This is a genomic window from Cyclobacterium sediminis (genome assembly GCF_054781075.1).
Genome location: NZ_BAAGVC010000010.1, coordinates 32,376 through 55,665, shown reverse-complemented (window position 1 = coordinate 55,665; position 23,290 = coordinate 32,376). Strand labels below are relative to the sequence as shown.

General features: G+C 39.6%; 15 protein-coding genes. 10 read left to right on the top strand and 5 right to left on the bottom strand.

What is annotated here, in order from left to right:
- Positions 1 to 3: 3 nt before the first annotated feature.
- The 5 genes from cydB to ACYVHJ_RS11775 all read left to right on the top strand — a co-directional run bounded on the left by cydB (position 4) and on the right by ACYVHJ_RS11775 (position 6,647).
- On the top strand, positions 4 to 1,041 hold the full coding sequence (gene cydB / locus ACYVHJ_RS11795) for a cytochrome d ubiquinol oxidase subunit II (RefSeq protein WP_460514995.1): 1,038 nt from the start codon (positions 4 to 6) through the stop codon (positions 1,039 to 1,041).
- A gap of 115 nt (positions 1,042 to 1,156) precedes the next feature.
- Positions 1,157 to 2,068: an SMP-30/gluconolactonase/LRE family protein gene (locus ACYVHJ_RS11790; RefSeq protein ID WP_460514993.1), complete on the top strand. Its 912-nt coding sequence runs from the start codon at positions 1,157 to 1,159 to the stop codon at positions 2,066 to 2,068.
- 12 nt (positions 2,069 to 2,080) lie between these two features.
- Positions 2,081 to 3,346, top strand: a complete 1,266-nt coding sequence (locus ACYVHJ_RS11785) for a mandelate racemase/muconate lactonizing enzyme family protein (RefSeq protein ID WP_460514991.1) — start codon at positions 2,081 to 2,083, stop codon at positions 3,344 to 3,346.
- Positions 3,347 to 3,569: 223 nt separating this feature from the next.
- Complete coding sequence (locus ACYVHJ_RS11780; protein ID WP_460514989.1) at positions 3,570 to 5,030, top strand: arylsulfatase; 1,461 nt, start codon at positions 3,570 to 3,572, stop codon at positions 5,028 to 5,030.
- Positions 5,031 to 5,057: 27 nt separating this feature from the next.
- Positions 5,058 to 6,647, top strand: coding sequence for a sulfatase (locus tag ACYVHJ_RS11775; protein ID WP_460514987.1), 1,590 nt, complete (start codon positions 5,058 to 5,060; stop codon positions 6,645 to 6,647).
- Positions 6,648 to 6,757: 110 nt separating this feature from the next.
- Here ACYVHJ_RS11775 and ACYVHJ_RS11770 read toward each other — a convergent pair whose 3' ends face one another.
- The 3 genes from ACYVHJ_RS11770 to ACYVHJ_RS11760 form a co-directional block, all read right to left on the bottom strand.
- Positions 6,758 to 8,527, bottom strand: a complete 1,770-nt coding sequence (locus ACYVHJ_RS11770; protein ID WP_339900982.1) for an SLC13 family permease — start codon at positions 8,525 to 8,527, stop codon at positions 6,758 to 6,760.
- A 6-nt stretch (positions 8,528 to 8,533) separates the two neighbouring features.
- Entirely contained in the window at positions 8,534 to 10,831 is a 2,298-nt protein-coding gene (locus ACYVHJ_RS11765; RefSeq protein WP_460514984.1) for an acyl-CoA dehydrogenase family protein, read from the bottom strand.
- Between the two features lie 528 nt (positions 10,832 to 11,359).
- Positions 11,360 to 12,790 carry an alanine/glycine:cation symporter family protein gene (locus tag ACYVHJ_RS11760; RefSeq protein ID WP_339900980.1) on the bottom strand — a complete coding sequence of 477 codons (1,431 nt, stop codon included), beginning with the start codon at positions 12,788 to 12,790 and terminating at the stop codon, positions 11,360 to 11,362.
- A gap of 613 nt (positions 12,791 to 13,403) precedes the next feature.
- Between ACYVHJ_RS11760 and ACYVHJ_RS11755 the strand changes: the two genes are divergently transcribed.
- Entirely contained in the window at positions 13,404 to 14,231 is an 828-nt protein-coding gene (locus ACYVHJ_RS11755; RefSeq protein ID WP_460514982.1) for a CvfB family protein, read from the top strand.
- 178 nt (positions 14,232 to 14,409) lie between these two features.
- Positions 14,410 to 15,333, top strand: coding sequence for an ROK family protein (locus tag ACYVHJ_RS11750; protein ID WP_339906124.1), 924 nt, complete (start codon positions 14,410 to 14,412; stop codon positions 15,331 to 15,333).
- Here the strand turns inward: ACYVHJ_RS11750 and ACYVHJ_RS11745 are convergent.
- Entirely contained in the window at positions 15,323 to 15,715 is a 393-nt protein-coding gene (locus tag ACYVHJ_RS11745; RefSeq protein ID WP_460514979.1) for a hypothetical protein, read from the bottom strand. The genes ACYVHJ_RS11750 and ACYVHJ_RS11745 overlap by 11 nt on opposite strands.
- A 92-nt stretch (positions 15,716 to 15,807) precedes the next feature.
- Positions 15,808 to 18,057, bottom strand: a complete 2,250-nt coding sequence (locus ACYVHJ_RS11740) for a hypothetical protein (RefSeq protein ID WP_460514977.1) — start codon at positions 18,055 to 18,057, stop codon at positions 15,808 to 15,810.
- A 358-nt stretch (positions 18,058 to 18,415) separates the two neighbouring features.
- Here ACYVHJ_RS11740 and ACYVHJ_RS11735 point away from each other — a divergent pair, with 358 nt between their 5' ends.
- The 3 genes from ACYVHJ_RS11735 to ACYVHJ_RS11725 are packed head-to-tail and all read left to right on the top strand — an operon-like array spanning position 18,416 to position 23,290.
- Positions 18,416 to 18,988 (top strand): TetR/AcrR family transcriptional regulator, encoded by a 573-nt coding sequence (locus ACYVHJ_RS11735; protein ID WP_339904972.1) that lies wholly within the window; start codon positions 18,416 to 18,418, stop codon positions 18,986 to 18,988.
- 42 nt (positions 18,989 to 19,030) lie between these two features.
- Positions 19,031 to 20,143, top strand: coding sequence for an efflux RND transporter periplasmic adaptor subunit (locus ACYVHJ_RS11730; RefSeq protein WP_460514975.1), 1,113 nt, complete (start codon positions 19,031 to 19,033; stop codon positions 20,141 to 20,143).
- Between the two features lie 6 nt (positions 20,144 to 20,149).
- Complete coding sequence (locus tag ACYVHJ_RS11725; RefSeq protein WP_460514973.1) at positions 20,150 to 23,290, top strand: efflux RND transporter permease subunit; 3,141 nt, start codon at positions 20,150 to 20,152, stop codon at positions 23,288 to 23,290.

Here is a 23,290-nt window from a genome sequence, read left to right as displayed (position 1 = left end):
AATATGGAGACCTTATTTGGAATCGATTATCCCACCCTTTGGTTTTTAGTAGTAGGAGGCTTGTTTTCTGGATATGCCATCTTGGATGGTTTTGATTTTGGTGCCGGTGCCTGGCACTTATTTTTTAAGAAAGAAAAAAGCAGAAGGTTGGCCCTCAATGCCATTGGTCCGGTATGGGATGGAAATGAGGTTTGGTTGGTCATTGGAGGTGGAGCGCTGTTTGCAGGTTTTCCTGTAATGTATGCCACCTTATTTTCTGGCATGTATATTCCCTTTATGTTATTTTTATTGGTAATCATCATGCGGGCGGTTTCTATAGAGTTTAGGAGTAAAGAACCCATGTTATGGTGGAGAAAAATGTGGGATATTTCCTATTCTGTATCCAGTATTATGTTGCCTTTTTTACTTGGTATTGTTCTTGGCAATGTGCTTTTAGGAATGCCACTCGGAGAAGGGTTTGAGTATGAAGGCGAAGGTTTTTTAAGCTTTTTAAACCCTTATGCAATAATGGTGGGCATTTCTACACTTGCCCTTATGATGTCACACGGTGCCATTTACCTTTTATTGAAAACCGAAGGAAGAATGTTTGCAAAACTTACCCTTTTGTTAAAGAAAGGAATGATTTTCTTTATGGTTAGTTTTGGTATCACCTCTTTGTATACCCTCATTTATATACCTCATTTATCCGATACATTCAGGGGAAACCCTGAACTCTTTATCGTTCCATTGGCCGCCTTGCTTTGTATAGCCAATGTGCCGAGATTGGCGAATAAGAAAAAGTATGGGCAAGCCTTTCTTTTTTCATCCCTAACAATAAGCCTGCTTCTTGTTTTGGTGGCCATAGAATTGTATCCCAACTTGTTGTATTCTACCCTTGATCCGAATTATACCATAACTGTTTACAATGCCGCTTCTTCAGATAAATCTTTAGGAATAATGCTCACATTTGCTGCCATTGGTACCCCTTTGGTCCTGGGATACACTGCCTTTGTATACATAACTTTTAGGGGTAAAGTAAAAATAGATGAAACCAGCTACTGATTGATCTATTCTTTTCTTTAAAGTGTTGATATTCTGTAGAATTGTATGAAATATAACTGTTTAGTTTTATATTTCAGAAGCAAAACCCTATCTACATATTTAAACCCAAAACATCATGAAAAGGATCTTAATAATTTTCGTAACCTTCTTTTGCTTCTCTTCAATATATGGGCAGCATCTAGATATCGCAAATCCGGCACTGTTGGATCTAATAGATGAAAACAGCCAAGTTATTAAACTTCACGATGGCTTCCAATTTACAGAAGGACCGGTTTGGAACAAGGAGGGACAATTTTTGCTGTTCAGTGATATACCTGCCAATACAATCTATAAGCTTGAGCCTACCGGTGAAATTATCTCCTTTAGAAAACCCAGTCAAAATTCCAATGGGTTAACCTATGATAATGAAGGGAACTTGATAATTGCAGAACATAGTGGTAGGAAAATAAGCATGTTAAACTCTGAAGGCAATTATTCCACTATTGTAGATAATTATATGGGCACCCGATTGAACAGCCCCAATGATGTGATTGTGGATAGCCAGGGAGTCATATATTTTACAGATCCTCCATATGGTAGACCAAAAGATGCCACTGATACCTTATCCTTCAATGGTGTGTATAAATACGCTAATGGAGAAATTGAATTGATAGCTGATGACCTTTACAGACCCAATGGTATTGCTTTGTCTCCCGATGAGCGAAATTTATATGTAGCCAATTCCGGTCAACCCAAGCAATTTATAAAATATCCCATTAGCAGGTCTGGAAAAATAGGAAAGGGTAAGGTGTTTTTTGACGCATCTGAATTATCAGGGGAAGGTAATCCTGACGGTATCAAAGTTGATCCGGAAGGAAATATATTCGCAACCGGACCCGGAGGTGTTTTGGTCTTTACAGAAAAAGGAGAATTACTAGGTACGATTAAATTTCCCGAAACCCCTGCCAACCTGGCTTTTGGCGGACAGGATATGAAAACACTTTTCGTAACAGCCAGGACAGGTTTGTATTCCATTCGTCTAAAATAGTTAAATTTTAAAATGGATTCAGGAAGAAGAAAATTTATCCATAAGGCAGGTTTGGGAGCTGCTGCCGGAATAATGGGAGCTAGGGTTAAAACCGATTTAAGAGAAACGCCAGAATTTTTTAAAAACCAAGCGATGAAACAGGCCTTAATAACACCTGTTTTAAATATTTTTGAATTAAAAAAGCCCGTATGGATCACCTCAATTGAGTTGTTAAGGAAGGAGGATAATTTTATTTGCCGGGTAAGGTCTAAAGATGGTGCAGAAGGGATAGCTGTAAGCAATAATATGCAAATGATTTACCTATACCCTATATTTTTGCATCGGATTCAACCCTTTTTTATTGGGAAGGATGCCAGAAATCTTGAAACACTACTTGAAGAAGTTTATGTATACAAAAGCAATTACAAATTGCAAAGTTTGGCCTTATGGGTGCCATTAGCTACTCTTGAATTTGCTATTTTAGATATGTTAGGGTATTTAACTGATAAGAGTATTGGGGAGCTTATTGGTGAAATCCATAATCCTAAAATAGCTGTTTATCAGGCGAATAATTATAGAGGAAAATCTGCCGAAGAATCTATAGACTTAATTGAAGCCCAAGTTCAGGAAACCGGCGCCAAAGCATTGAAGTTTAAAATAGGTGGAAGAATGAGCAATGACCGGGATTTTCCTTCGGGAAGATCAGTGAAATTGATCCCTTTAGTAAGAGAAAGATTTGGTGCAAATATGACCATTTATGCCGACTCAAATGGTTCATATTCAGTAGAAGAGGCAGTTAGGATTGGTAAAATATTACAAGAATATAAGTTAGACTTTTATGAGGAACCAGTTCCGTTTGATTGGTATGAAGAGACATTAGAAGTTAATAAGGCATTGAAGATACCTATTGCCGGGGGTGAACAAGAGCCTAGCATTCATAATTTTAAATGGTTGATTGAAAATGATGCATTGGATATTGTTCAACCCGATATATTTTATTTTGGTGGAATGATTAGGTCCATGAAGGTTTCAAGAATGGCGGCAATCACAGGAAAAGAATGCACACCACATATCTCCGGTTCCGGGTTAGGCTATTTATACATGTTACATTTTGTTTCCGCTATTCCTAATGCAGGACCATATCATGAGTTTAAAGGTCTAAACCGAGATATACCTTTGGATTGTCCTACTTCTGACCTTTCGAGTGTCGATGGAACAGTAAGCGTGCCAACCGGAGCAGGCTTGGGAGTTACACTGGATCCGGATTTTGTTAAGGCACATAAAATAGTAAAGGGTTAAATCATCATTTTAATTAAAGGAAAGAATATGTAATTTGCCGATAATATCGGAAGTCGAAATATTGCCAAGAATGGACTGATCCGAATACTGGTATTCAACTTTAAAGCTTGGAATTAAATTGAAAATGTATGAGGAAAGCTTGATTTCAAATGGCAGTATAAAACTTTAGTTTTGAATGAACAATTAAATGATATAATAAACCCTTTGAATACCTTTAATTTATATGAACAAACCTTCTATCTTTTTAAGTCTTGGCTTGCTTACTCTTTCCTTATTTGGGTGTAACTCAAAACAGGAAAGGAACACAACGCCTGAATCTACCATATCTAAACCAAATATCATTTATATTTTAGCAGATGACTTAGGTTATGGTGATTTAAGCTTTAATGGACAAGCACATATTGCAACTCCAAATATTGATAAACTAGCTAAGGAAGGCTTGTTTTTTAATCAACATTATTCCGGTTCTACGGTGTGTGCACCTTCCAGAAGTACCTTGGTTTCTGGGTTACATACAGGAAATGCTCCGGTACGGGGAAATTATGAAATACAGCCTGAAGGTCAATACCCGCTGCCCGACTCTGTTTTTACCATATTTGAGTCTTTAAAGGCAGAAGGCTATACTACTGGAGCTTTTGGTAAATGGGGATTAGGGTATCCTGGTTCTGAAGGGGATCCCAATAAACAAGGAGTAGATGTTTTTTTCGGATACAATTGCCAAAGAATGGGCCATAATTATTACCCTTTTCACCTATGGGACAATCAAGATTCCTTGGTATTGGAAGGAAATGCCGGAACAAATTTGGAGGAATATGGCCCTGAACTTATCCATAAAAAGACCTTGGATTTCATATCAGAAAATAGTCAAAACCCTTTCTTCCTGTATGTACCTACCATAATCCCACATGCTGAATTAATCGTTCCGGAAGAGAAAATGAAAAATTATCGGGGTAGGTTTGATGAAACGCGCTATAAAGGAGTGGATGAAGGACCTAACTATAAAACTGGAGGTTATATGTCTCAGGAGGAGCCCCGGGCTGCCTTTGTGGCCATGGTGGAATTACTGGATAAACAAGTAGGAGAAATTGTAGGCAAGCTTGAAGAATTGGGGATCAGAGACAATACATTAATAATTTTCACTTCAGACAATGGACCCCATAAAGAGGGAGGAGCAGACCCCGACTTCTTCAATAGCAATGGTCCTTGGAAAGGTTACAAAAGGGATTTGTACGAAGGGGGAATCAGGGTTCCAATGATTGCCAATTGGCCAAGAAAAATTAAACCTGGCAAAACAGATCATATTTCTGCTTTCTGGGATATTTACCCTACAGTTGCAGCTTTGACAGGAAGCGAATTGCCCGAAAATACAGATGGGATTTCCTTTGAACCTACGCTTCTTGGCGAAGCAGAAAAACAGGAAGAACATGAGTATTTGTATTGGGAGTTTATTGAACAAGGAGGAAAACAAGCCATTAGGAAAGGCAAATGGAAAGCCATTAGACTTAATCTTAGAAAAGACAATAACCCTCCAATTGAATTGTACAACTTGGAAGAAGATCCGGGGGAAGAAGACAATATCGCAGACCAGCATCCTGACTTGGTGAAGTCATTCAAAGCATTGATGGAGGAAAACCATACACCCAATCCGGTTTTTAAATTGTATGCATCTGAACTTAATAAGTAAATTTTTAAGACATTAAGACTTTAAACAATGATCAAATTATCCAAATTGAGTTTAGCAAGCCTATGTTTGCTATGCCTGGGGACCTTTTCCTGTACTTCAGAAAAAGTGGAAATCTCAAAGAAGGCTCCCAATGTCTTATTTATTCTGGTGGATGACATGGGTTATGCGGACCTGGGATATTCAGGGTCCACATTTTATGAGACACCCAATATTGACAACTTGGCCAAAGACAGTTGGCAATTTACCAATGGTTATTCAGGAAGTAGGGTATGTAGCCCTGCCCGAGCCACGATTATGACCGGTCAGTTTACCGCCAGTCATGGCATTACCGATTGGATTGGAGCGAAAACAGGAGAGAATTGGAGGACACATAAGAGGCATGACCCCATGCTTCCTGCAGATTATGTGTATCAGCTGCCAAAAGAAAGTACCACCTTGGCAGAAGCCTTCAAAGCCAATGGCTACAATACTTTTTTTGCAGGAAAATGGCATTTGGGAGATGAAGGGAGCTATCCGGAGGATCATGGATTTGATGAAAATATTGGCGGTTGGGAGAAGGGGTCCCCTTCAGGAGGCTTTTTTGCGCCTTACACCAACCCTAAAATAAAAAATGGCCCCGATGGTGAGAACCTTACCATCCGATTGGCAAATGAGGTAGCCAACTTTATGGACAGAAGTAAAGACAAACCGTTTTTGGCTTTTCTGTCTTTTTATGCGGTACATGCTCCGGTACAAACCAGCAAAAAAAAATGGGCTAAATATAGAGATAAAGCTGAAGCCATGGGGATCGCTGATAAGGGATTTGAGATGGGAGAGAAACTTCCATTTAGAACGGTTCAGGACAATCCCAACTATGCAGGCCTGGTAGAATATGTAGATGATGCTGTGGGAATAGTGATGGATCAACTTGAGAAATTGGGGCTTGCGGAAAACACAATCGTGGTATTTACCTCAGACAATGGGGGAGTAGTTGCAGGAGATGCATTTGCCACCTCCAACTTGTTTGTTAAAGGTGGTAAAGGACATCATTGGGAAGGTGGCGTACGTGTACCTTATTTGATAAAAGTTCCGGGAACACAACCTAAAGCACCTGTTGATTACCCGGTAGTAGGTGCGGATTTTCTGCCTACTTTATTGGATTATCTTCCAGAAGAGGTGAATATTTCTCAGGAAATTGAGGGGAGAAGTTTGAAGCCTCTGATTGAAGGTGAAGCCTTGGACCAGCGACCTATATTCTGGCATTATCCCCATTATGGAAACCAAGGAGGAGTGCCTTCTGCCATGGTGAGAAAAGGAGATTGGAAATTGATTCGGTATTTTGAAGATGGACATGAGGAATTGTATCGTATTCCTGATGACCCATTTGAGGAAAAAGAACTTTCAGAAGCTTCTCCTGAAATAAAGGCATCCTTATCTACTTTACTAACCGAGTACTTGAATGATAAGGAAGTATTGATGCCTAGGCCGGATGAAGCCTTCGATCAATCACTATTCGAGGAAAGACTCGATAATATGGAAAATGAATTGATGCCTCGACTTGAAAGACAGCGACTTGATTTCTTGGACAAAAACTGGCAACCCAATGAAGATTGGTGGGGAAGTGAAGTTCCAGAATAGACTTTAATCCGGATAGGGGACATTGTTACTGAAGCAGAAACAATGTCCCTTTTTTTAGTCTTTAGCATTTGATTTTAGTAGGCCGTTGAGGCAGTTGGGAATCGCTCTTGCTAGAGCGGCCAAATCCACAATATCATGGGGATACTTACTACCATTACAATGATGGTTAGAGGTAGTCCTGGTTTCCAATAATCACCAAACTGGTAGCCTCCAGGACCTAAAACCAGTGTATTGGACTGGTGTCCTATAGGGGTGAGAAATGAGGAGGAGGCCCCTATGGCTATGGCCATTAGGAACGGATCAGCTGAAAACTGTAAAGCAGTAGCTATTTGTAAGGCTATCGGGGCCATTAATACCACCGTTGCTGCATTATTTATCAAAGCAGACAAAAGCATGGTCGTTAGCATTATCAATCCAAGAAGGGTCCATGTAGGTAAATTTTGGGCACTTGACAATATCAATTGGGTAATGGTATTGGCGGCACCACTGCTTTCAAAGGCATGCCCTACGGGAATCATTGCGCCAAGCAAGATTATAACAGGCCAGTCGATACTTGAATAAAGATTTTTTAAAGGAAGAATTTTACTAAAAACCATTCCCATGGCTGCCAAAGTAAAAGCTATGGCAACAGGAAGCCAACCCAATACTACTGAAATAATAGCCAAGACAAAGAGAAACAGGGCCAAGGCAGTACGTCTTGGTTGACCAATTTTAATGCTTCTCTTGGCTAAAGGGTAGCATTGCATCTCTTTAAAAGTTTCCGAGATTTTATCTCTTCTCATTTGCAAGAGTAATACATCTCCCGAGCGGAAAACTTCATGATCGATTCGCTTTATCAGAGTCCTATTTCCTCGCGACAAGGCCAATAGATTAACGTCAAACCTTGAACGCATATGTATACTCGATGCTGTCTGCCCAATCAATGATGAGTTTTCTTGTATGATTCCCTCAGTATTGACGATTTCATTTTTATCTTCAATCTCTTCTAAAAAATCTTCATCCCCCACGAGATCAACTTGGTATTTGTTAATAAATTCTTCCAAGTCATCAGTATTGGACTCCATGATAAGAATGTCATTGGGGATAAGGATAAAATAGGGGCTTGGCGCATGAATTCTAACCTTGTTTCTTACTACGCCTAAGACCTTGACATCTATTTCTTTATCTCCTGTTATATGTTGGATGGCCTTGTTTTCTAGAGAAGAATTTTCTCTAAGTACAATTTCTGTAATGTAGTTTTCAATTTTAAATAAAGCTTCATTGGAAAATTCGCCTCTTCTTATAGGAATTAATCGCCAACCTACTGTAGAAATGAAAAAAACACCGGCAATAGCCACCACGGCTCCCAAAAGGGTAAAGTCAAACATTCCAAATGCTGCCTCTCCACTTTGGGCTCGAAATGAAGATACAATGATATTGGGAGGGGTGCCAATAAGGGTGGTAAGCCCACCCAATAAAGAAGCAAAAGCAATGGGCATTAAAATGACGGATGGAGAATAATTGTGTTTCCTTGCCAATTGTATGGCAACAGGCATAAATATAGCTAAGGCTCCTATATTGTTCATAAATCCGGAAGCAAGGGCTACTGCTCCGGACATGGTAGCAATCTGGAGGCTAAGGTTATTTCCAACCTTCTCCATAAATGCAACAATTACATTGACTATTCCTGAATTTTCAAGCCCTTTACTTACCACAAGTATGGCAGCTACGGTAATGACAGCCGGATGGCTAAACCCCATAAAGGCAGTATCATAAGGGACGAGACCAAGTATGGCCAACAAAATTAACGCAGAAAGCGCGACAAGGTCATACCTTATCTTTCCCCATATAAAAAACAGTAAGGAGAGCCCTAGAACTACAAATACCTGGATTTCTTCCATAAAAACCTAGGTGGCTATAGGAGCAGCAAGACATGCGTCAGGAATATTGAATGCGTTGACCAATGGGACGGCATTCTTACGCATATTCCAACACAATTGATTGACCATTTTTCGAATGGCCTTGGATTTACCACCTTCCATATAGCCTTGCTCCAAGTACCATCCATTGTGTTTTTCAATTTGATGCAAGGCATAGAGGTCGCAGAGTTGCTTGAGAACTTGTTTAAGTTCAGGATCACTCGTTTGCTCAATTTTCTCAATAAATTTCTCTAAAACAACCCTTTCAATATATGCCAAACTTAATGTGTAAAGGTGATGTTGAGCAACATTCACCGCATCAAAAGGATCCATTCCTTCACCCATTAATCGTTTTAACCTCTTGGCTGCAGCGTTTAGAATGCTGTTTTCTCTGTATTGAAAGGCATTCAGATGAAATTCAGAATCCAAAAGATGGCTCTCGTCCTTATTTCTAGTGATAATATAATTCTTTTCGGTTAGGCTTGTTTTGGCTTTGGCTACCACATAATCGATGATGGTAAACAAGTTCATGTTTTCAAACTGTTCTTTGTAAGCACTGAGCCTACTCTTGGCTACAAGTTGTAACAAAACCGTGTTGTCTCCCTCAAAGGTGGTGTATACATCCGAATCATTTTTTAGGGCATCAATCCTGTTTTCAGAAAGGAAGCCTTTACCACCGCAGGCCTCTCTACATTCCTGTAGGGTGTCGGTATTGTGCCAGGTAGCATAAGCTTTTAAACCTGCAGCCAATGCCTCAATTTCTTGCATTTCTTCCTCTTTCCTATTTAGGAAACGATCTGTAACGTACTCCATGGCAAAATGACAGGCATAAGTTTTGGCCAAAAGAGGTAGCAGTCTTCGTTGGTGCATGCGGTAGTTGAGTATGGGTACTTCTGCAGTGCCATCGGGTCCAAATTGCCTACGCTTATCAGCATACCGAATGGCTATGGTAAGGCCGGATTTTGATGCAGCAATTGCTGAGCGAGGAATACCTATCCTTCCACCAACCAAAGTTCCCAGCATGGTGAAAAACCTTTTGTTGTCACTGGCAATGGGGCTTTGAAAATCTCCATTATCATCAACAGAGGAGAACCTGTCCAGCATGTTTTCTTTGGGAATAACAATGGAGTCAAAACTTATCAAGCCGTTGTCTACTCCATTTAAGCCCATTTTTCTACCACAATCCGTAATGGATATTCCCGGTAAGGTATTGCCTTCCTTATCCCGTAATGGAACGATGAATGTACTTACCCCATAGTCTTTTCCATCGATGATTAGCTTGGCAAAAACAGTGGCCATCCTCCCATGAAGGGCTGCATTGCCGATGTATTCTTTTCTTGCATTTATATGTGGTGTATGGATAGTGAAATTTTTTTCTTGGTGATTGTAAGTGGCAGTAGTTTCTATGCCACGAACATTTGAACCATGATTGGTTTCTGTCATGGCAAAACAACCGGGTAGTTTTAAACTTCCGATATCTTCTAAATATTTTTCGTGGTGTTTTTTCGTTCCCAAGGAATAAACGCTCATTCCCCACAAGCCAAATTGAACACCAAATTTTATTACCGTACTCAGGTCACGATAGCTTAGGGTTTCCATGACTGTAAAATATCCTTCCATGTCATTGGCTCCTCCAAATTCTTCTGGATAGCCGATGGATCCATAACCTTTGTCAGCCAACATTTTGCACCAAAGAAGTACTTGCTCTCTGTATTCTCTTAAATTTCCTGGATCTACGTAATCAAATTCCTTCTTAGATATAAAAGATTTGATTTCATCTATCAAGGGTTTTCTTTTGCCATCTAAGAGGCAGGTTAATTTTTCAGTAGCAAAGGCTGCTTGTGTTTCATAGGAGGTAGAGAGATTGGAATGCTTAGACTTAAATGTCAAAGCAGCGGACTTGCCTATGATTCCCAACTGGTTTTCCAGCTTGGCCAGTTCATTTTCAACCTTTTCTAATGGGATGTTTTGCGCAACATTAGGTGCATGCTTTTTTAATATTTCTACTCCAATGCTGGAAAGGTGTGGGTAAACTTTGTCTTCAGCAACCGCTGATTTAATGGTTTTCCACCACAGCTCCAACTCTTCTCTTGCCGGAGGAAATTCAGGGTCTAATTTATTGGTTAAATAATCCTTGTCTTCTTTGCTCAACCAATCTGCTTTTTTAAAGAAAGACTGAAAAGCCTCATGTTCGCTGTTGGTAATATTGGCATCCGACCATACCTTATACAAGGTGGGAAGGAGAACAAGACTTCCATTGGTTGGTTGAGAAAAAATCTTTTCCATGCTACGTTTGGGTTTAGAATTTAATAGTAATAAGGTAAGAAATTATTGCTTTCCAGTTCAATAATCTGACCAAAAAATGATTTCCTAAATAATTAAACTTATATCCCTATCCTAAAGTTTTGAAAGAAGTATCAGGATTAAGCTGAGCTCCTACCAAAGCATTAAAAAAAGAACAAGTATTTTAACCCTTATGAGGCTATAAGCTTCTTGATGCATGACCTGAGCTTTTTCAGGGAATGGAGCAATCGCAAAAAAACTCAAGTTGTTTGGAAATTTTAGATTAGCATCGGAATGGTAAAATTGAAAAAAATACGTAGTGGTTGATTTTATATCGATTTCAGCACGGAATTAAAGGGCTTTTGTATGTTCCGGGTTTAATCAGCCAATTGACTGGTCTGCCTTTGGACTTGGTACTGAATGTTTTTAAGTTTCAGATAATAACATTTTTTTTAAGGGTAAGCCCAATATTCCCCCCTCTTACCTTAAACATTAAAGCGGAAAGTCAGGGAGAAAATTTCTTAGGATATATCAATTGATTTTATCCCACTCTTCGATATTTTTTACATTTAAGCTATTAGAATCAAAAGTTGGATCCAGTCCTTTCTTCCTTTGATCCACATAGTCTTTGAGAGCGGCCATTGCAGGTTTGCGAAGCAAAATAATTGCGATCATATTGAGCCAAGCCATTATGCCTACACCAATGTCACCCAATGTCCAGGCCAGTTCAGCAGTCCTTACGGTTCCATAAAAGGTTGCAATTATAATCAAAGCCCTAAGTGCAAATAAAGGCCAATCACGGTGCTGATCCTTTTGAAGAAAACTTAGGTTTGTTTCTGCGATATAGTAATAGGCCATGATGGTGGTGAAGGCGAAGAATGCCAGGGATATGGCAATAAAACCTGCACCAAGATTAGGAAAATGTTCGCTGATTGCGAATTGGGTAAATTCGGGACCATAGGTAACACCAGGAAGGTTTTCAACCAAGAAGCCGCCTTCCGGATTAATTACATTGTATTGCCCCGTGAAGAGGATCATAAAGGCAGTGGCCGTACAAATGAATAAGGTATCCACATACACAGAAAATGCCTGCACTAAACCTTGTTTCACAGGATGACTTACTTCAGCAGCAGCGGCAGCATGAGGTGCTGTTCCTTGACCTGCCTCATTGCTATATATCCCTCGTTTGATCCCCCAAGAGATGGCCATTCCAAAAATACCACCAAAAGTAGCTTCAGCATTGAAAGCAGAAGTAATGATCAATTTAATTACTCCGGGGATCTCCGTGAAGTTCATGGCCATAATAATAATGGCCATAATGATATAGGCTGCAGCCATAAAAGGAACCACTATTTGGGCCACCTTTCCAATTCGTTTTACACCTCCAAAAATAATTAGGGCCAGAAAACCACAAATCACCAAACCTGTGATCCAAACGGGGACATTAAAAGCATTTTCTACACTGATGGCAATGCTGTTGCTTTGCACACCCGGTAAAAAGAAAGCCGTACTAAGAATGGTGGCAAAGGCAAACAAAACTGCATACCACCTAATCCCCAAACCTTTTTCAATATAGAAAGCGGGACCGCCACGATATTGACCATCTTTAACCTCCTTATACATTTGACCAAGGGTGGCTTCTATAAATGCAGAAGCACTTCCCAAAAAGGCAATGATCCACATCCAGAAAATAGCTCCGGGTCCTCCCATGGCTATAGCTGTTGCCACTCCCGCAATATTTCCTGTTCCAACCCTTCCCGAAATGGCGATTGCGAAGGCCTGAAATGAAGTTACTCCTTTGTCAGAGGATTCTCCACCAAACAATAATTTGATCATTTCCCTGAAATACCGGATCTGAAGAAATTTTGTAACAATTGAAAAGTATATCCCGACACCCAAGCAAAGAACAATTAATGCATTACTCCATATGATGTTGTTTAGGGCGTGTATTAAAGACTCCATATTGATTGTTTGGCTTGAAAAGAATTTTTGTTACACAAAGAAAACCTAAAATAGGGGTAATAATAATTTTGAAGGTAAAAAATTAATCGCGATTTAAAATTTTACCATTAAATTTTCATTTTGACCGCTTTTAAATCTATGAATTTGCTTAGACGAAGGCCATTTCATATAAAACAAGCTATGTTTTATTAGATAAGCCTAAAGATCTGAGGTTGTCTTTTATGAACTGATTTCCGGAAATTACTGATCAAAAGTTAAATACCGGATGAAACTCCCTATCCGGATTTCCATTCAACGTTGAATTAACCTTATTCAAACTCTATTTAAAGGAATCAGCAGAAGAATAAAAGGTATAAAAATACCACGCTTATTTATCTAATATAAAGGATAGGTGGTAAGTCCAAGGACTCCTAATTTTAAGTGATTAATTTAATATCGATAGGTTGAAACCGTAAATTATAACAAAAAGATGATTATATAACCCGGTTCAGGAAGATATAGATGATGTGTGGCACATTTTAGGATACTTATTTAATCCTCGGTAATTCCCTATTAAAAATCATTACCTTTGTCGCAATTTGTAGTCAATTACAAAAGATACGGAAATACAAATATGAGAGAATTAGGAATAATCAGCACCCTACCGATCAATAGATTCACGGACAATGGTGCTTATCTTGCTTTAAGTGATGGGGATGAGCTATTGATCCCTAAGCGATACCTGAATGGGGAAGAGAAAGAGGGAGACTTAAAGGAAGTTTTTATTTACACAGATAGTGAGGATAGACCTGTAGCCGTTACAGACAAACCATTGGCTTTGCTTGATCAATTTGCTGTCATGGAAGTGAAAGATGTGACAAGTATAGGGGCTTTCCTTGATTGGGGATTAGAAAAAGATTTGTTTCTCCCAAAATCTGAAATGCGCCAGCCTGTGTCTCCAGGGGATAAGGTTTTGGTGGTAGTATGTGTAGATCACCGAACTTCTCGTTTAATTGCGGTAAGTAAATATGAGGATTTTATTCTTTCGGATACCAGTGGTTTTAAAGTAGGCGAAGAAGTAAGTGCCTTGATTTTTGACCTGACTGATTTGGGCTATAAAGTGCTGATCAATGGTTTTTATGAGGGGTTGATTTATGCCAATGAGGTGTTTAAGCCTCTTGATATAGGAGACACCGTAAGGGCTTTTATCAAAAAAATCAGGGAAGATAATAAAATTGATCTGATCATTACCCCCATAGGACGTCAAAAGTTTGATGAAGGCGCTGACCAAGTTTATGACAAGCTTAAGGAGAATGGCTTTTTGCCATTAACGGATAAATCTTCCCCCGAAGAAATTAAAGAAGTTTTTGGAATGAGTAAGAAGCATTTCAAGCAATGCATTGGTCAATTGTATCGTAAGAAAATGATTGTGATTAAGGAGGATGGCATTTATAAGGTCTAAGACTTCTCCTAAAGGTTTTTTTTTAATTATATTATTGATTAAAGGATTTGAAAGAAAATCTACTATTTTTGCCCTATTCATGTATTTTGTTGATCAGCATGAGGTATGCTTTTACGGATCGTTGATCAAAAGCTTGACTTAGCGGTATTTACATCTTGAAATTTGATTTGAGTATAGAATGGATAACAAAACTGAAGTTTTTTTAGGCATAGATGTGGGAGGAACCCATGTAAAAATTGGTCTCGTAGACACTAATGGCCGAATCATAGAATTTGGCAAAGAAGATACAGGCTTATTAAGAAAAAGTGCACAAGGATTTAATAAAGCCTTTGTAGAAGTAGTAGGGAAATATTTGGAGAAAAACCCGGAAGTAAAACACGTGGGTATTGGTTTGCCTGGCCTCGTGAGCAAAGATAGAACTACAACCCTGGAGATTCCTGCGATTTCTGAACTTAACGGGTTTAACTTAAAAGCAGCGCTTATAGAAAATTATCCCGATATCATTTTCCATCTTGAGAACGATGCAAGTGCGGCAGCCTTGGGCGAATTTCATTTTGGTAAAGGGAATACTGCAGACGATTACCTGTTCATTACACTGGGTACCGGTATCGGTAGTGCTTTGATCCTGGATAGAAAAGTGTTTAAAGGTGTAAGAGGAAACGCCATGGAGGTAGGACACATGCTATCCAGAGGAAATAGCAGGTTGGAGCCATTGATCGGTAGAAATGGAATTTTGAATATGGCCCAGAAAATGATGGAGGAATTTCCTGAAGAAATTGGTGAGATGGAAGGGAAGGAGCTTGGTATTCATTTATTGGTCGCTTCGGCTAAAAACAACAACGGCATTGCCTTAAGGACTTTTGCTGAATTGGGAGCCATTTTGGGAGAAGCATTGGTTTCTACGATTCGGATTCTGGATGTTACCGAAATTTATTTTGGTGGAGGTATATCCGCAGCCCTGCCTTTTATTAAGCCCGAGCTTGAAAAAACAATCCGTCAATATTTAAGTGCCTATTACTTATCAGACTTGACCATATCAAAAGCAACCTTAGAGAATGATGCCGGCACCTTGGGTGCAGCAGCTTTGTGTTTTATGGATTAAGGGTAGTAACCGTTACTTCGCTAACTTTATTTATAGCATTGAGTCGAAAAAGAACCTTTAAAGGTTCTTTTTCTGTTTGCTGCTCACAACGATCAGAGGGTTCTAAAAAATATATAAAGAAACTTTGACTTTTATCCACAAGCTCCACCCTGTCCGGACGACCAAAAGTCAGGATAATTTCTTGATTGTTTTTTGCCAAGAATGTGTTTTTTAATTGCTTGATTTCCTCTAAATCCTGAAGCCGTAACCCAAGACACCCATTTCTGTCTTTTTTCCAATTTTCCATATTAATGCTTCCTGTTTCCAATTTGCCTGAACAGGAAACGGCAGAAATAAACAAAACGAATAGACAAATATAAGGGAGCAGTGGTTTTAAATTCATAAGAGAACTGTAAGGGTGCCAAATAACACCACAAAACTAATGGGAATGTTTGGTTGCTTTATATGGAATGGAATAAAATTAATGGTTTTTTATCAATCTAAGGTGAAGGGTTGAAATGCAGCTATTGTATAGTCTTTCCCCTGGTAGGTCATGGTAACCTCTTTATCAGTTTCTACCCTATAAATCGTATTGCCCTTTAATTGTAACATAAAGCCGCATTTTTGGCTGAATACCACATCCGGTTTTCCATCTGCATCCAAATCCATGGCATCACTTTCTCCTCCTGCTACATTGCTTCCGCGATAAAGGTTGCCTTTAATTTCTGCGAGTGGAGTGATAAATCCATCCGTTGTCCACTCAAAATTTTCATACATTGTTTTGGCACTCATGCCGGAGGCTGATTTTGGATATACCATAAGGTCGATTGATTCCTCTTGACTTTCAAACCTGATTGGTTTTAACCAACCATAGGTACTTTGAATGGATGGGGCGTCAGAAACTGTTTTGACATCTTTATTTAACCCGATAAAATATTGGCGATCGCCATTTTGACTATAGCCTGTATGGGCCATATTATCTGTTATTGCGGTGATTAGCGGCCTTCCATCATCTTCTAGTAAAGGAACAGTCAATCCAAATGGCTGGTTTTGAGCATTTCTCAATCTCGTGACCAATAGATCCGGGGTTAGTATAAATTCTTGGCTAAAATAGGGCCCACCTCTACCGGTTACATAGCTGTAATGTATGGTAAATTTCACCAATAAAGGGTGCACAAACTTAATTTCTGCCTCTGCGCGATAGGTGGAGGCTACATCTGCAATTCTTACCCAATGACCTCTTTCCATCCATTCCGGGCCGAAGCTAATCCCTGATTGAGGTCCATAACTATCTACGAGTGTCCCATCACCGGTTTTCATTTGGAATGAACTGTTTTTTGAAATATCATGCTCTCCGTCAGAAGGGCCTAATCGACCATCCCATCCTTTTTTAACCATTCTTACAGTTCCCAATGGTGTCCAACTCTTTCCATATTTGGGTACAGAAGCGCCCCTTAAATTTACCATAACTTGAAAACCACCGGCATTGGCAAAAAATGCTCCAAAGCTATCATCTGTAGTGAATGCGTATCCACCAATTTCTGCAGGAGCTGGAAATTCGGGGATTTCAGTTTTTCGGCTTAACCAAGCTTCTGCCAGGTGCTGGACCAAGGCCCCTGTATAGTTGCCCCACTGACTGGCAGGCTGGTATCCAATTCGGTCTTTGGGATCGAAATGATTTTTTGTTATAAAAAAAGATCCTTTAAATGCACCTGAATCCCTCTGCCAGCGAGGAATGCTGCTAAAAGCTAAATTGGCAGCTCTTCTGTATTGACCAGCCAGGTATTGATCCCCATTATTCCAGGCATCTTCTGCCATTACCTCAAAAGCCAATTGGTACAATACATCATTGAAAATATGGTTGTCCGTCCGGCCATTTGGTGGAGCCTGTCCATCCGGAGACTGGGTAAAGAGACTCGTAAATGTGCCCTTTCTTATAGCTTTCATTATTTCAGATGCAGAAGGGCCATCGTAACCTTCTGTAGCAAGGGCAATAAGGTTTCCTCTACCTACTGCTTCTACAGCTAAGGATTGAGGATCGCTGCTCCAATCTTGGTACATGTTCCATTTGTCATGGACAATTCGTATTCTTTGGCTGTATTGATTCCAGGCAGTTTCAATAAATTCAGTAGCAAATTTTTTGTCGCTTAGGTTATGATTGACTCTGCTCCATTCTCCTTTCATTGCATAAGTACGCCAATTGTTAATTCTGCCATCAAAGTTTTGCATTACCTCAGATAATGGTGTTTCCATTCTTTCTGTCCAGACTTTAAACTGTTCTTTTGAGACATGGGCTTTGTAAAAATGAAGTGCATTGGTTAGGGGGCTAATAAAAAACTCCCCGTGCTCATCCGGAATGGCTTTACTTCCTTTAGAAAAAGCCAAGGTGCTATGCTCCATGGCTTTAATGCCTGCATCTTTTAGCTGTTTCCCTTGCCCTGCTTTTAACAATACGCCAACTCCAAAGGCAAAATAGGGGGTTGAATATTGATGCTCCCGTTTGAGATAGGGATCTATGACTGCACCTGATTGATTTTGATTATTCGCCATAACCTCACAAGTTGCTTCAATTAACTCAAGAAAATCATCCTTATCGACCACAGACCTTAGCCAAGGTTTGGCAGTAAGATGAAAGGCTTGACTTAATTTTGCCTCACCGGTATTGGTTTGGGAAAAAGTATTGTTGGATATAAGTATGGTAAGAATAACAATCCAATGAAATCTTGGTTTTTTTTTAGGGTTCATGTTTTTCATTTTAATCCAAGTTTGCTGTAATTTAATGAATACCAAGGAGAATTTTCTTTCCAAAACTTTCTTTGTTTTAATCTTTACTGGATTAATGGTTTTTACTATTTTGTTAATTTCTTGTTTTTACTGCTGTCTTTTATTTTGTATTTAGTCAATTTATCAAATATCTTTTCCTTGATTGTTAAATATCAACTTATTATTTTTTTCTGTCTTAAAATATTCTATTGAATTTTGTTTCATTTTCCGTTGAGACAGAATGAAATATAGTTTTTTGTAAAAAATTGGTAATTATCCCTTGGTAGCCTAAACTCTAGTTCATAGTTTTGCGTATAGAATGAACGTTCGATCTAAAGTTATGAAAGATATAAAAGAATTTCCGGAAAAGGAGATTGCCATCTATGAAGGAGCGCTCGAACTTGTGGCCAAATTTGGTTTTCATGGGACATCAATGAGTTTACTGACCAAGGAGGCAAATGTTTCCACAGGAACGGTTTATCATTATTTCTCCAGCAAAGATGACTTAATGAAAAAAATGTATTGTTACTACCGCAGCAAGGTGGAAGCACATGTGTCCGGTCAATTGGAAGGAAAAAAAGAATACAAGCAGCGATTTTATTCGAGGTGGAAGGCCCTTTACCTTTATTATACCCGAAACCCTAAGGTTTTACAGTTCTTTGAACAGTTTATCAATTCACCTTACAATCAAGAAAGGAGTCCGCATCATTTTACCGGAGCCTATTTTACATTTCTAAAAGAGGGAATTGACAATAAATACCTGAAACCTACCAAGCCCGAAATATATGTTGCCATGTACATGGGGAGTGTAGTTATGGCTTCGAAAATCAATGTTTTCGGTTCGATTCTATTGGATGAGAAAGACCGAGAACTACTGATCAATAAGTTGTGGTACGGAATGGCAGAAGTATAAGAAGAATCCAATTTTTAACTAGCATAATAAATAATCATTTAAATGAAGAAATTTTCTTTTGTAATACTCATCATGCTTGCGGTGCTGAGTCAATCCTGTTCGGAAGGAGAAACCAAAAACATGACTACGAAGCAGGCCCCGAGCATTCCTATACTTGAAGTTCCCAATAAAACCCTTACCGGTTATGACAGCTATCCCACCAGTTTAGAAGGGGTAGTGAGTAGTTCAGTTAGGGCAAAGGTTTCAGGCTATATTACGCAGGTATTGGTAGACGAAGGCCAAGCAGTGAAAAAAGGGCAGGGTTTGTTTAAACTTGAAACCCAGTCTTTGGATGCAGATGCCGCAGCTGCCAAGGCCAATGTAGCCGCTACAAAAGTAGATGTAGATAAGCTGAAGCCTTTGGTTGAAAAAGGGATTATAGGTAGTGTTCAGCTAAAAACCGCTGAGGCAAGGTACAATCAGGCATTGGCTACTTATAATAGTATTTCTGCCAATATCGATTATGCAACCATCAAAAGTCCGGTATCGGGCCATGTAGGTGCCATACCTTACCGTCAAGGTGCATTGGTAAGTCCTTCGGATCCCTTGACCACTGTCTCACGGGTAGATAATGTTTTTGCTTTTTTTGCCATGAATGAAAAGGAGTATTTGAACATGCTTCAAATCACCGCCGGAGAATCTCTCGATGACAAATTAGAGAATATGCCAGAGGTGGAACTTGAATTAGTGAATGGTCAAATTTATTCCCACAAAGGAAAAATTGAAACCGTAACGGGACAGGTAAACCCATCGACAGGGACGGTCAATTTCCGAGCCACATTTCCAAACCCAAACCGCTTGTTGGCACATGGCAATAGTGGAAAAATCCGAATACCTAACAGCTATGAAAATATGCCGGTAATTCCGGAAGCTTCTATTTATGAACAACAAGGTAAAACTTATGTATATAAAGTAGGAGAAGACGCGGTGGTTGAAGAGGTTTTGATAAAAGTAGAAGCCAAAGTGGGACAGTTTTTAGTCGTAGAAGAAGGCCTGAACCAGGGAGATAAAATAGTTTATCAGGGAATTGATAAGGTAAGGGGAGATATGAAGATTTCGCCTAGACTAGTACCCTTTGATAGTGTAGCAGGAAAATTAAAAGTAGCTTTTAAATAGAATAAAATGCTCAAACAATTTATAGACAAACCGGTACTATCCACAGTAGTTTCTATTTTAATTCTGATTCTCGGTGTATTGGGTTTATTGGCCTTGCCGGTCAGTCAATATCCGGACATTGCGCCACCAACAGTAAGAATTACGGCTTTTTATCCAGGAGCAAATGCAGAGACAGTTTTAGAAAGTGTGATTATACCCATTGAAGAGCAAGTAAATGGGGTGGAAGACATGGATTATATCACTTCTACAGCCAGTAACAGTGGAGCAGCCACCATTCAGGTGTTTTTCCGCCAAGGAGTAGACCCGGATATTGCAGCGGTAAATGTTCAAAATAGGGTAGCTCGAGCCAACCCTTTATTGCCAAGTGAAGTGGTTCAGTCAGGGGTAATTACCCAAAAGCAACAAACCAGCTCATTGATGTTTTTCACCATGGTGTCAGACAATCCTGAATATGATGCCACATTTATTCAGAATTACCTTAATATCAATGTTATTCCTTCACTGAAAAGAATCAAGGGAGTGGGTGATGTTACGGTCTTTGGCTCGAAAAATTATGCCATGAGAATTTGGCTGAAACCTGATAAACTTACAGCTTATGGATTGATGCCTGCAGATGTCACTGCGGCCATTAATGAACAAAGTTTAGAAGCGGCAGCAGGGTCAATCGGTCAGAATAATGCAGAGGCTTTCGAATATGTGATCAAATATGGCGGACGTTATAAAAATGAAGATCAATATGAGGATATAGTCATTAAAGCTTTAGGAAATGGCCAATTTCTTCGGTTAAAAGATGTGGCTGATGTTGAAATGGATGCCCAAGGCTATTCTGTGATGTCGTATACCAATGGAAAACCCGGTGTAAGTATGGCTGTATACCAAACACCCGGTTCGAATGCGCAAGAAATCATAGACAATGTAAAAGCGTCCTTGAATGATATGGAACCTAGGTTTCCCAAAGGATTGTCAATTTTCATAAATTTTGATACCAATGATTTTCTTAACGCTTCTATCGCTAAAGTCACCACCACTTTGATCGAAGCATTTATATTGGTTTTTATCGTGGTATTTATTTTCCTTCAGGATTTTAGGTCCACCTTAATACCTGCTATTTCTGTTCCTGTTTCCATTGTTGGGACTTTCTTTTTCCTAAATGTTTTGGGTTATTCGGTTAACCTATTGACACTATTTGCATTGGTGTTGGCCATAGGAATAGTGGTGGATGATGCGATCGTGGTAGTGGAAGCCGTCCATGCTAAAATGGAGGGTGGCGTAAAAAATGCCAAGAAGGCTACTCATAAAGCAATGGAAGAAATTACCGGTGCCATTATTTCAATTACCTTGGTAATGGGAGCTGTATTTATTCCTGTTACCTTTATTACCGGTCCTACAGGTGTCTTTTATGAGCAATTTGGGGTTACTTTAATGTTGGCCATTGCTATTTCCGCAGTAAATGCTTTGACCTTAAGTCCGGCTCTTTGTGCTATATTACTAAAACCACACACTGAAGAGCAAGGTAAGAAACCCGGTTTAGTCAAGCGTTTTTTCAACGGTTTCAATACAGCATTTGAAATCACTACAGCAAGGTATGTGGGGGCATTAAAATTTTTGTACCGCTTCAAATGGATTACGGGAGTAATCATTTTTGGTTCGTTTGGTGCTATTTTTTGGGCAGCTGAAAATACACCTACCGGTTTTGTTCCGGATGAAGACAGGGGGCTGATATTTACTGATATAGTGCTACCTGAAGGCGCTTCCTTGGATAGAACCGTTGCTGTCACTGATGAACTGATGCAATCCATTGAAAACCTACCTGGAGTGGAAGGTGGTTCGATGGTCAATGGTTTTAGTTTAATTTCAGGAGAAGGAAGCAATTTTGGGTTAGGCTTTATTCGTTTGAAACCTTGGGAGGAAAGAGGTGCTGATTCTTTGTCGGCCCAAGCCATTATAGGTAAAATGTTTGGTATTGCAGCGGGGATTCCCGGTGCAAAAATATTGTTCTTTGCACCCCCAAGTATACCAGGCTTTGGTGTTTCTTCTGGGTTTGAATTGAAGTTTTTAGACCAATCCGGAGGTAGCTTTAATGAATTGGACATTGAGGTTAAGAAATACATGGGTAAGTTGATGGAAAGGCCGGAAATCCAATATGCACAAACCGCATTCAGTACAGGTTATCCTCAATATGAGATGGTACTTAACATTCCTAAAGCGAAAGAAGCAGGGGTAAGTGTAAGTAGCATATTGGGTACCCTTCAGGGGTATATTGGAAGTATTTACGCTGCAGATTTCTCTAAGTTTGGTAAGCAATACAGGGTTTATGTGCAGGCACTGCCTCAAGATCGGGCCGAAGTGGATGACCTGAATTCATTGTTTGTCCGGAATAAACAAGGGGAGATGGCTCCTATTTCTGAATTCCTTTCACTTAAGCGGGTCTATGGTCCCCAGGCAGTTACCCGATTTAACTTATTTAACTCGGTTTCCATCAACGGTGCTGCGGCTCCCGGATACAGTACGGGTGATGCCATCAAGGCCATACAAGAAGTCAACGCAACCGAATTGCCGAGAAATTTTGCCGTGGATTATTCCGGTTTGACTAGAGAGGAAATCAATGCCAGTAGTCAAACCACCTTTATTATTCTGCTAAGCATACTCTTTGTGTACTTTATTTTAGCTGCTCAATATGAGAGTTACCTTATTCCATTGGCGGTTTTATTGTCCTTGCCAGTTGGGGTAATGGGGGCATATTTAACTACCTATTTCCTTGGATTGGAGGCTAATATTTACTTTCAAATTGCCATGGTTATGCTTATTGGACTTTTGGCAAAAAATGCGATTTTGATTATAGAGTTTGCCATGCAGCGCAGGGCAGGGGGAGCCAGTATTACTGAGGCTGCTTTTGAAGGGGCCAAAGTACGGTTAAGGCCTATACTCATGACTTCTTTTGCTTTTATCATCGGCTTGTTGCCTTTAGCCTTTGCCAATGGCATTGGAGCTGCGGGTAACCGGTCTATTGGCTCAGGAGCTGTAGGTGGCTTGCTGATCGGTACTGTGCTTGGCGTTTTTGTCATCCCTATTTTGTTTATTTTATTTCAATGGCTTCAGGAAAAAATCAGTCCTAAAAAGGAAGCCAAAGCTCTAGAAAACGCTTAA

What these genes read in the sequence shown, in the direction of transcription:
- ACYVHJ_RS11750 (WP_339906124.1), top strand. Translation starts at nt 14,410, where the DNA reads ATGGATAACAAAACTGAAGTTTTTTTAGGCATAGATGTGGGAGGAACC.
- ACYVHJ_RS11790 (WP_460514993.1), top strand. Translation starts at nt 1,157, where the DNA reads ATGAAAAGGATCTTAATAATTTTCGTAACCTTCTTTTGCTTCTCTTCA.
- ACYVHJ_RS11770 (WP_339900982.1), bottom strand. Translation starts at nt 8,527, where the DNA reads ATGGAAGAAATCCAGGTATTTGTAGTTCTAGGGCTCTCCTTACTGTTT.
- ACYVHJ_RS11735 (WP_339904972.1), top strand. Translation starts at nt 18,416, where the DNA reads ATGAAAGATATAAAAGAATTTCCGGAAAAGGAGATTGCCATCTATGAA.
- ACYVHJ_RS11765 (WP_460514984.1), bottom strand. Translation starts at nt 10,831, where the DNA reads ATGGAAAAGATTTTTTCTCAACCAACCAATGGAAGTCTTGTTCTCCTT.
- ACYVHJ_RS11740 (WP_460514977.1), bottom strand. Translation starts at nt 18,057, where the DNA reads ATGAACCCTAAAAAAAAACCAAGATTTCATTGGATTGTTATTCTTACC.
- ACYVHJ_RS11745 (WP_460514979.1), bottom strand. Translation starts at nt 15,715, where the DNA reads ATGAATTTAAAACCACTGCTCCCTTATATTTGTCTATTCGTTTTGTTT.
- ACYVHJ_RS11775 (WP_460514987.1), top strand. Translation starts at nt 5,058, where the DNA reads ATGATCAAATTATCCAAATTGAGTTTAGCAAGCCTATGTTTGCTATGC.
- ACYVHJ_RS11730 (WP_460514975.1), top strand. Translation starts at nt 19,031, where the DNA reads ATGAAGAAATTTTCTTTTGTAATACTCATCATGCTTGCGGTGCTGAGT.
- ACYVHJ_RS11760 (WP_339900980.1), bottom strand. Translation starts at nt 12,790, where the DNA reads ATGGAGTCTTTAATACACGCCCTAAACAACATCATATGGAGTAATGCA.
- cydB (WP_460514995.1), top strand. Translation starts at nt 4, where the DNA reads ATGGAGACCTTATTTGGAATCGATTATCCCACCCTTTGGTTTTTAGTA.
- ACYVHJ_RS11785 (WP_460514991.1), top strand. Translation starts at nt 2,081, where the DNA reads ATGGATTCAGGAAGAAGAAAATTTATCCATAAGGCAGGTTTGGGAGCT.
- ACYVHJ_RS11755 (WP_460514982.1), top strand. Translation starts at nt 13,404, where the DNA reads ATGAGAGAATTAGGAATAATCAGCACCCTACCGATCAATAGATTCACG.
- ACYVHJ_RS11780 (WP_460514989.1), top strand. Translation starts at nt 3,570, where the DNA reads ATGAACAAACCTTCTATCTTTTTAAGTCTTGGCTTGCTTACTCTTTCC.
- ACYVHJ_RS11725 (WP_460514973.1), top strand. Translation starts at nt 20,150, where the DNA reads ATGCTCAAACAATTTATAGACAAACCGGTACTATCCACAGTAGTTTCT.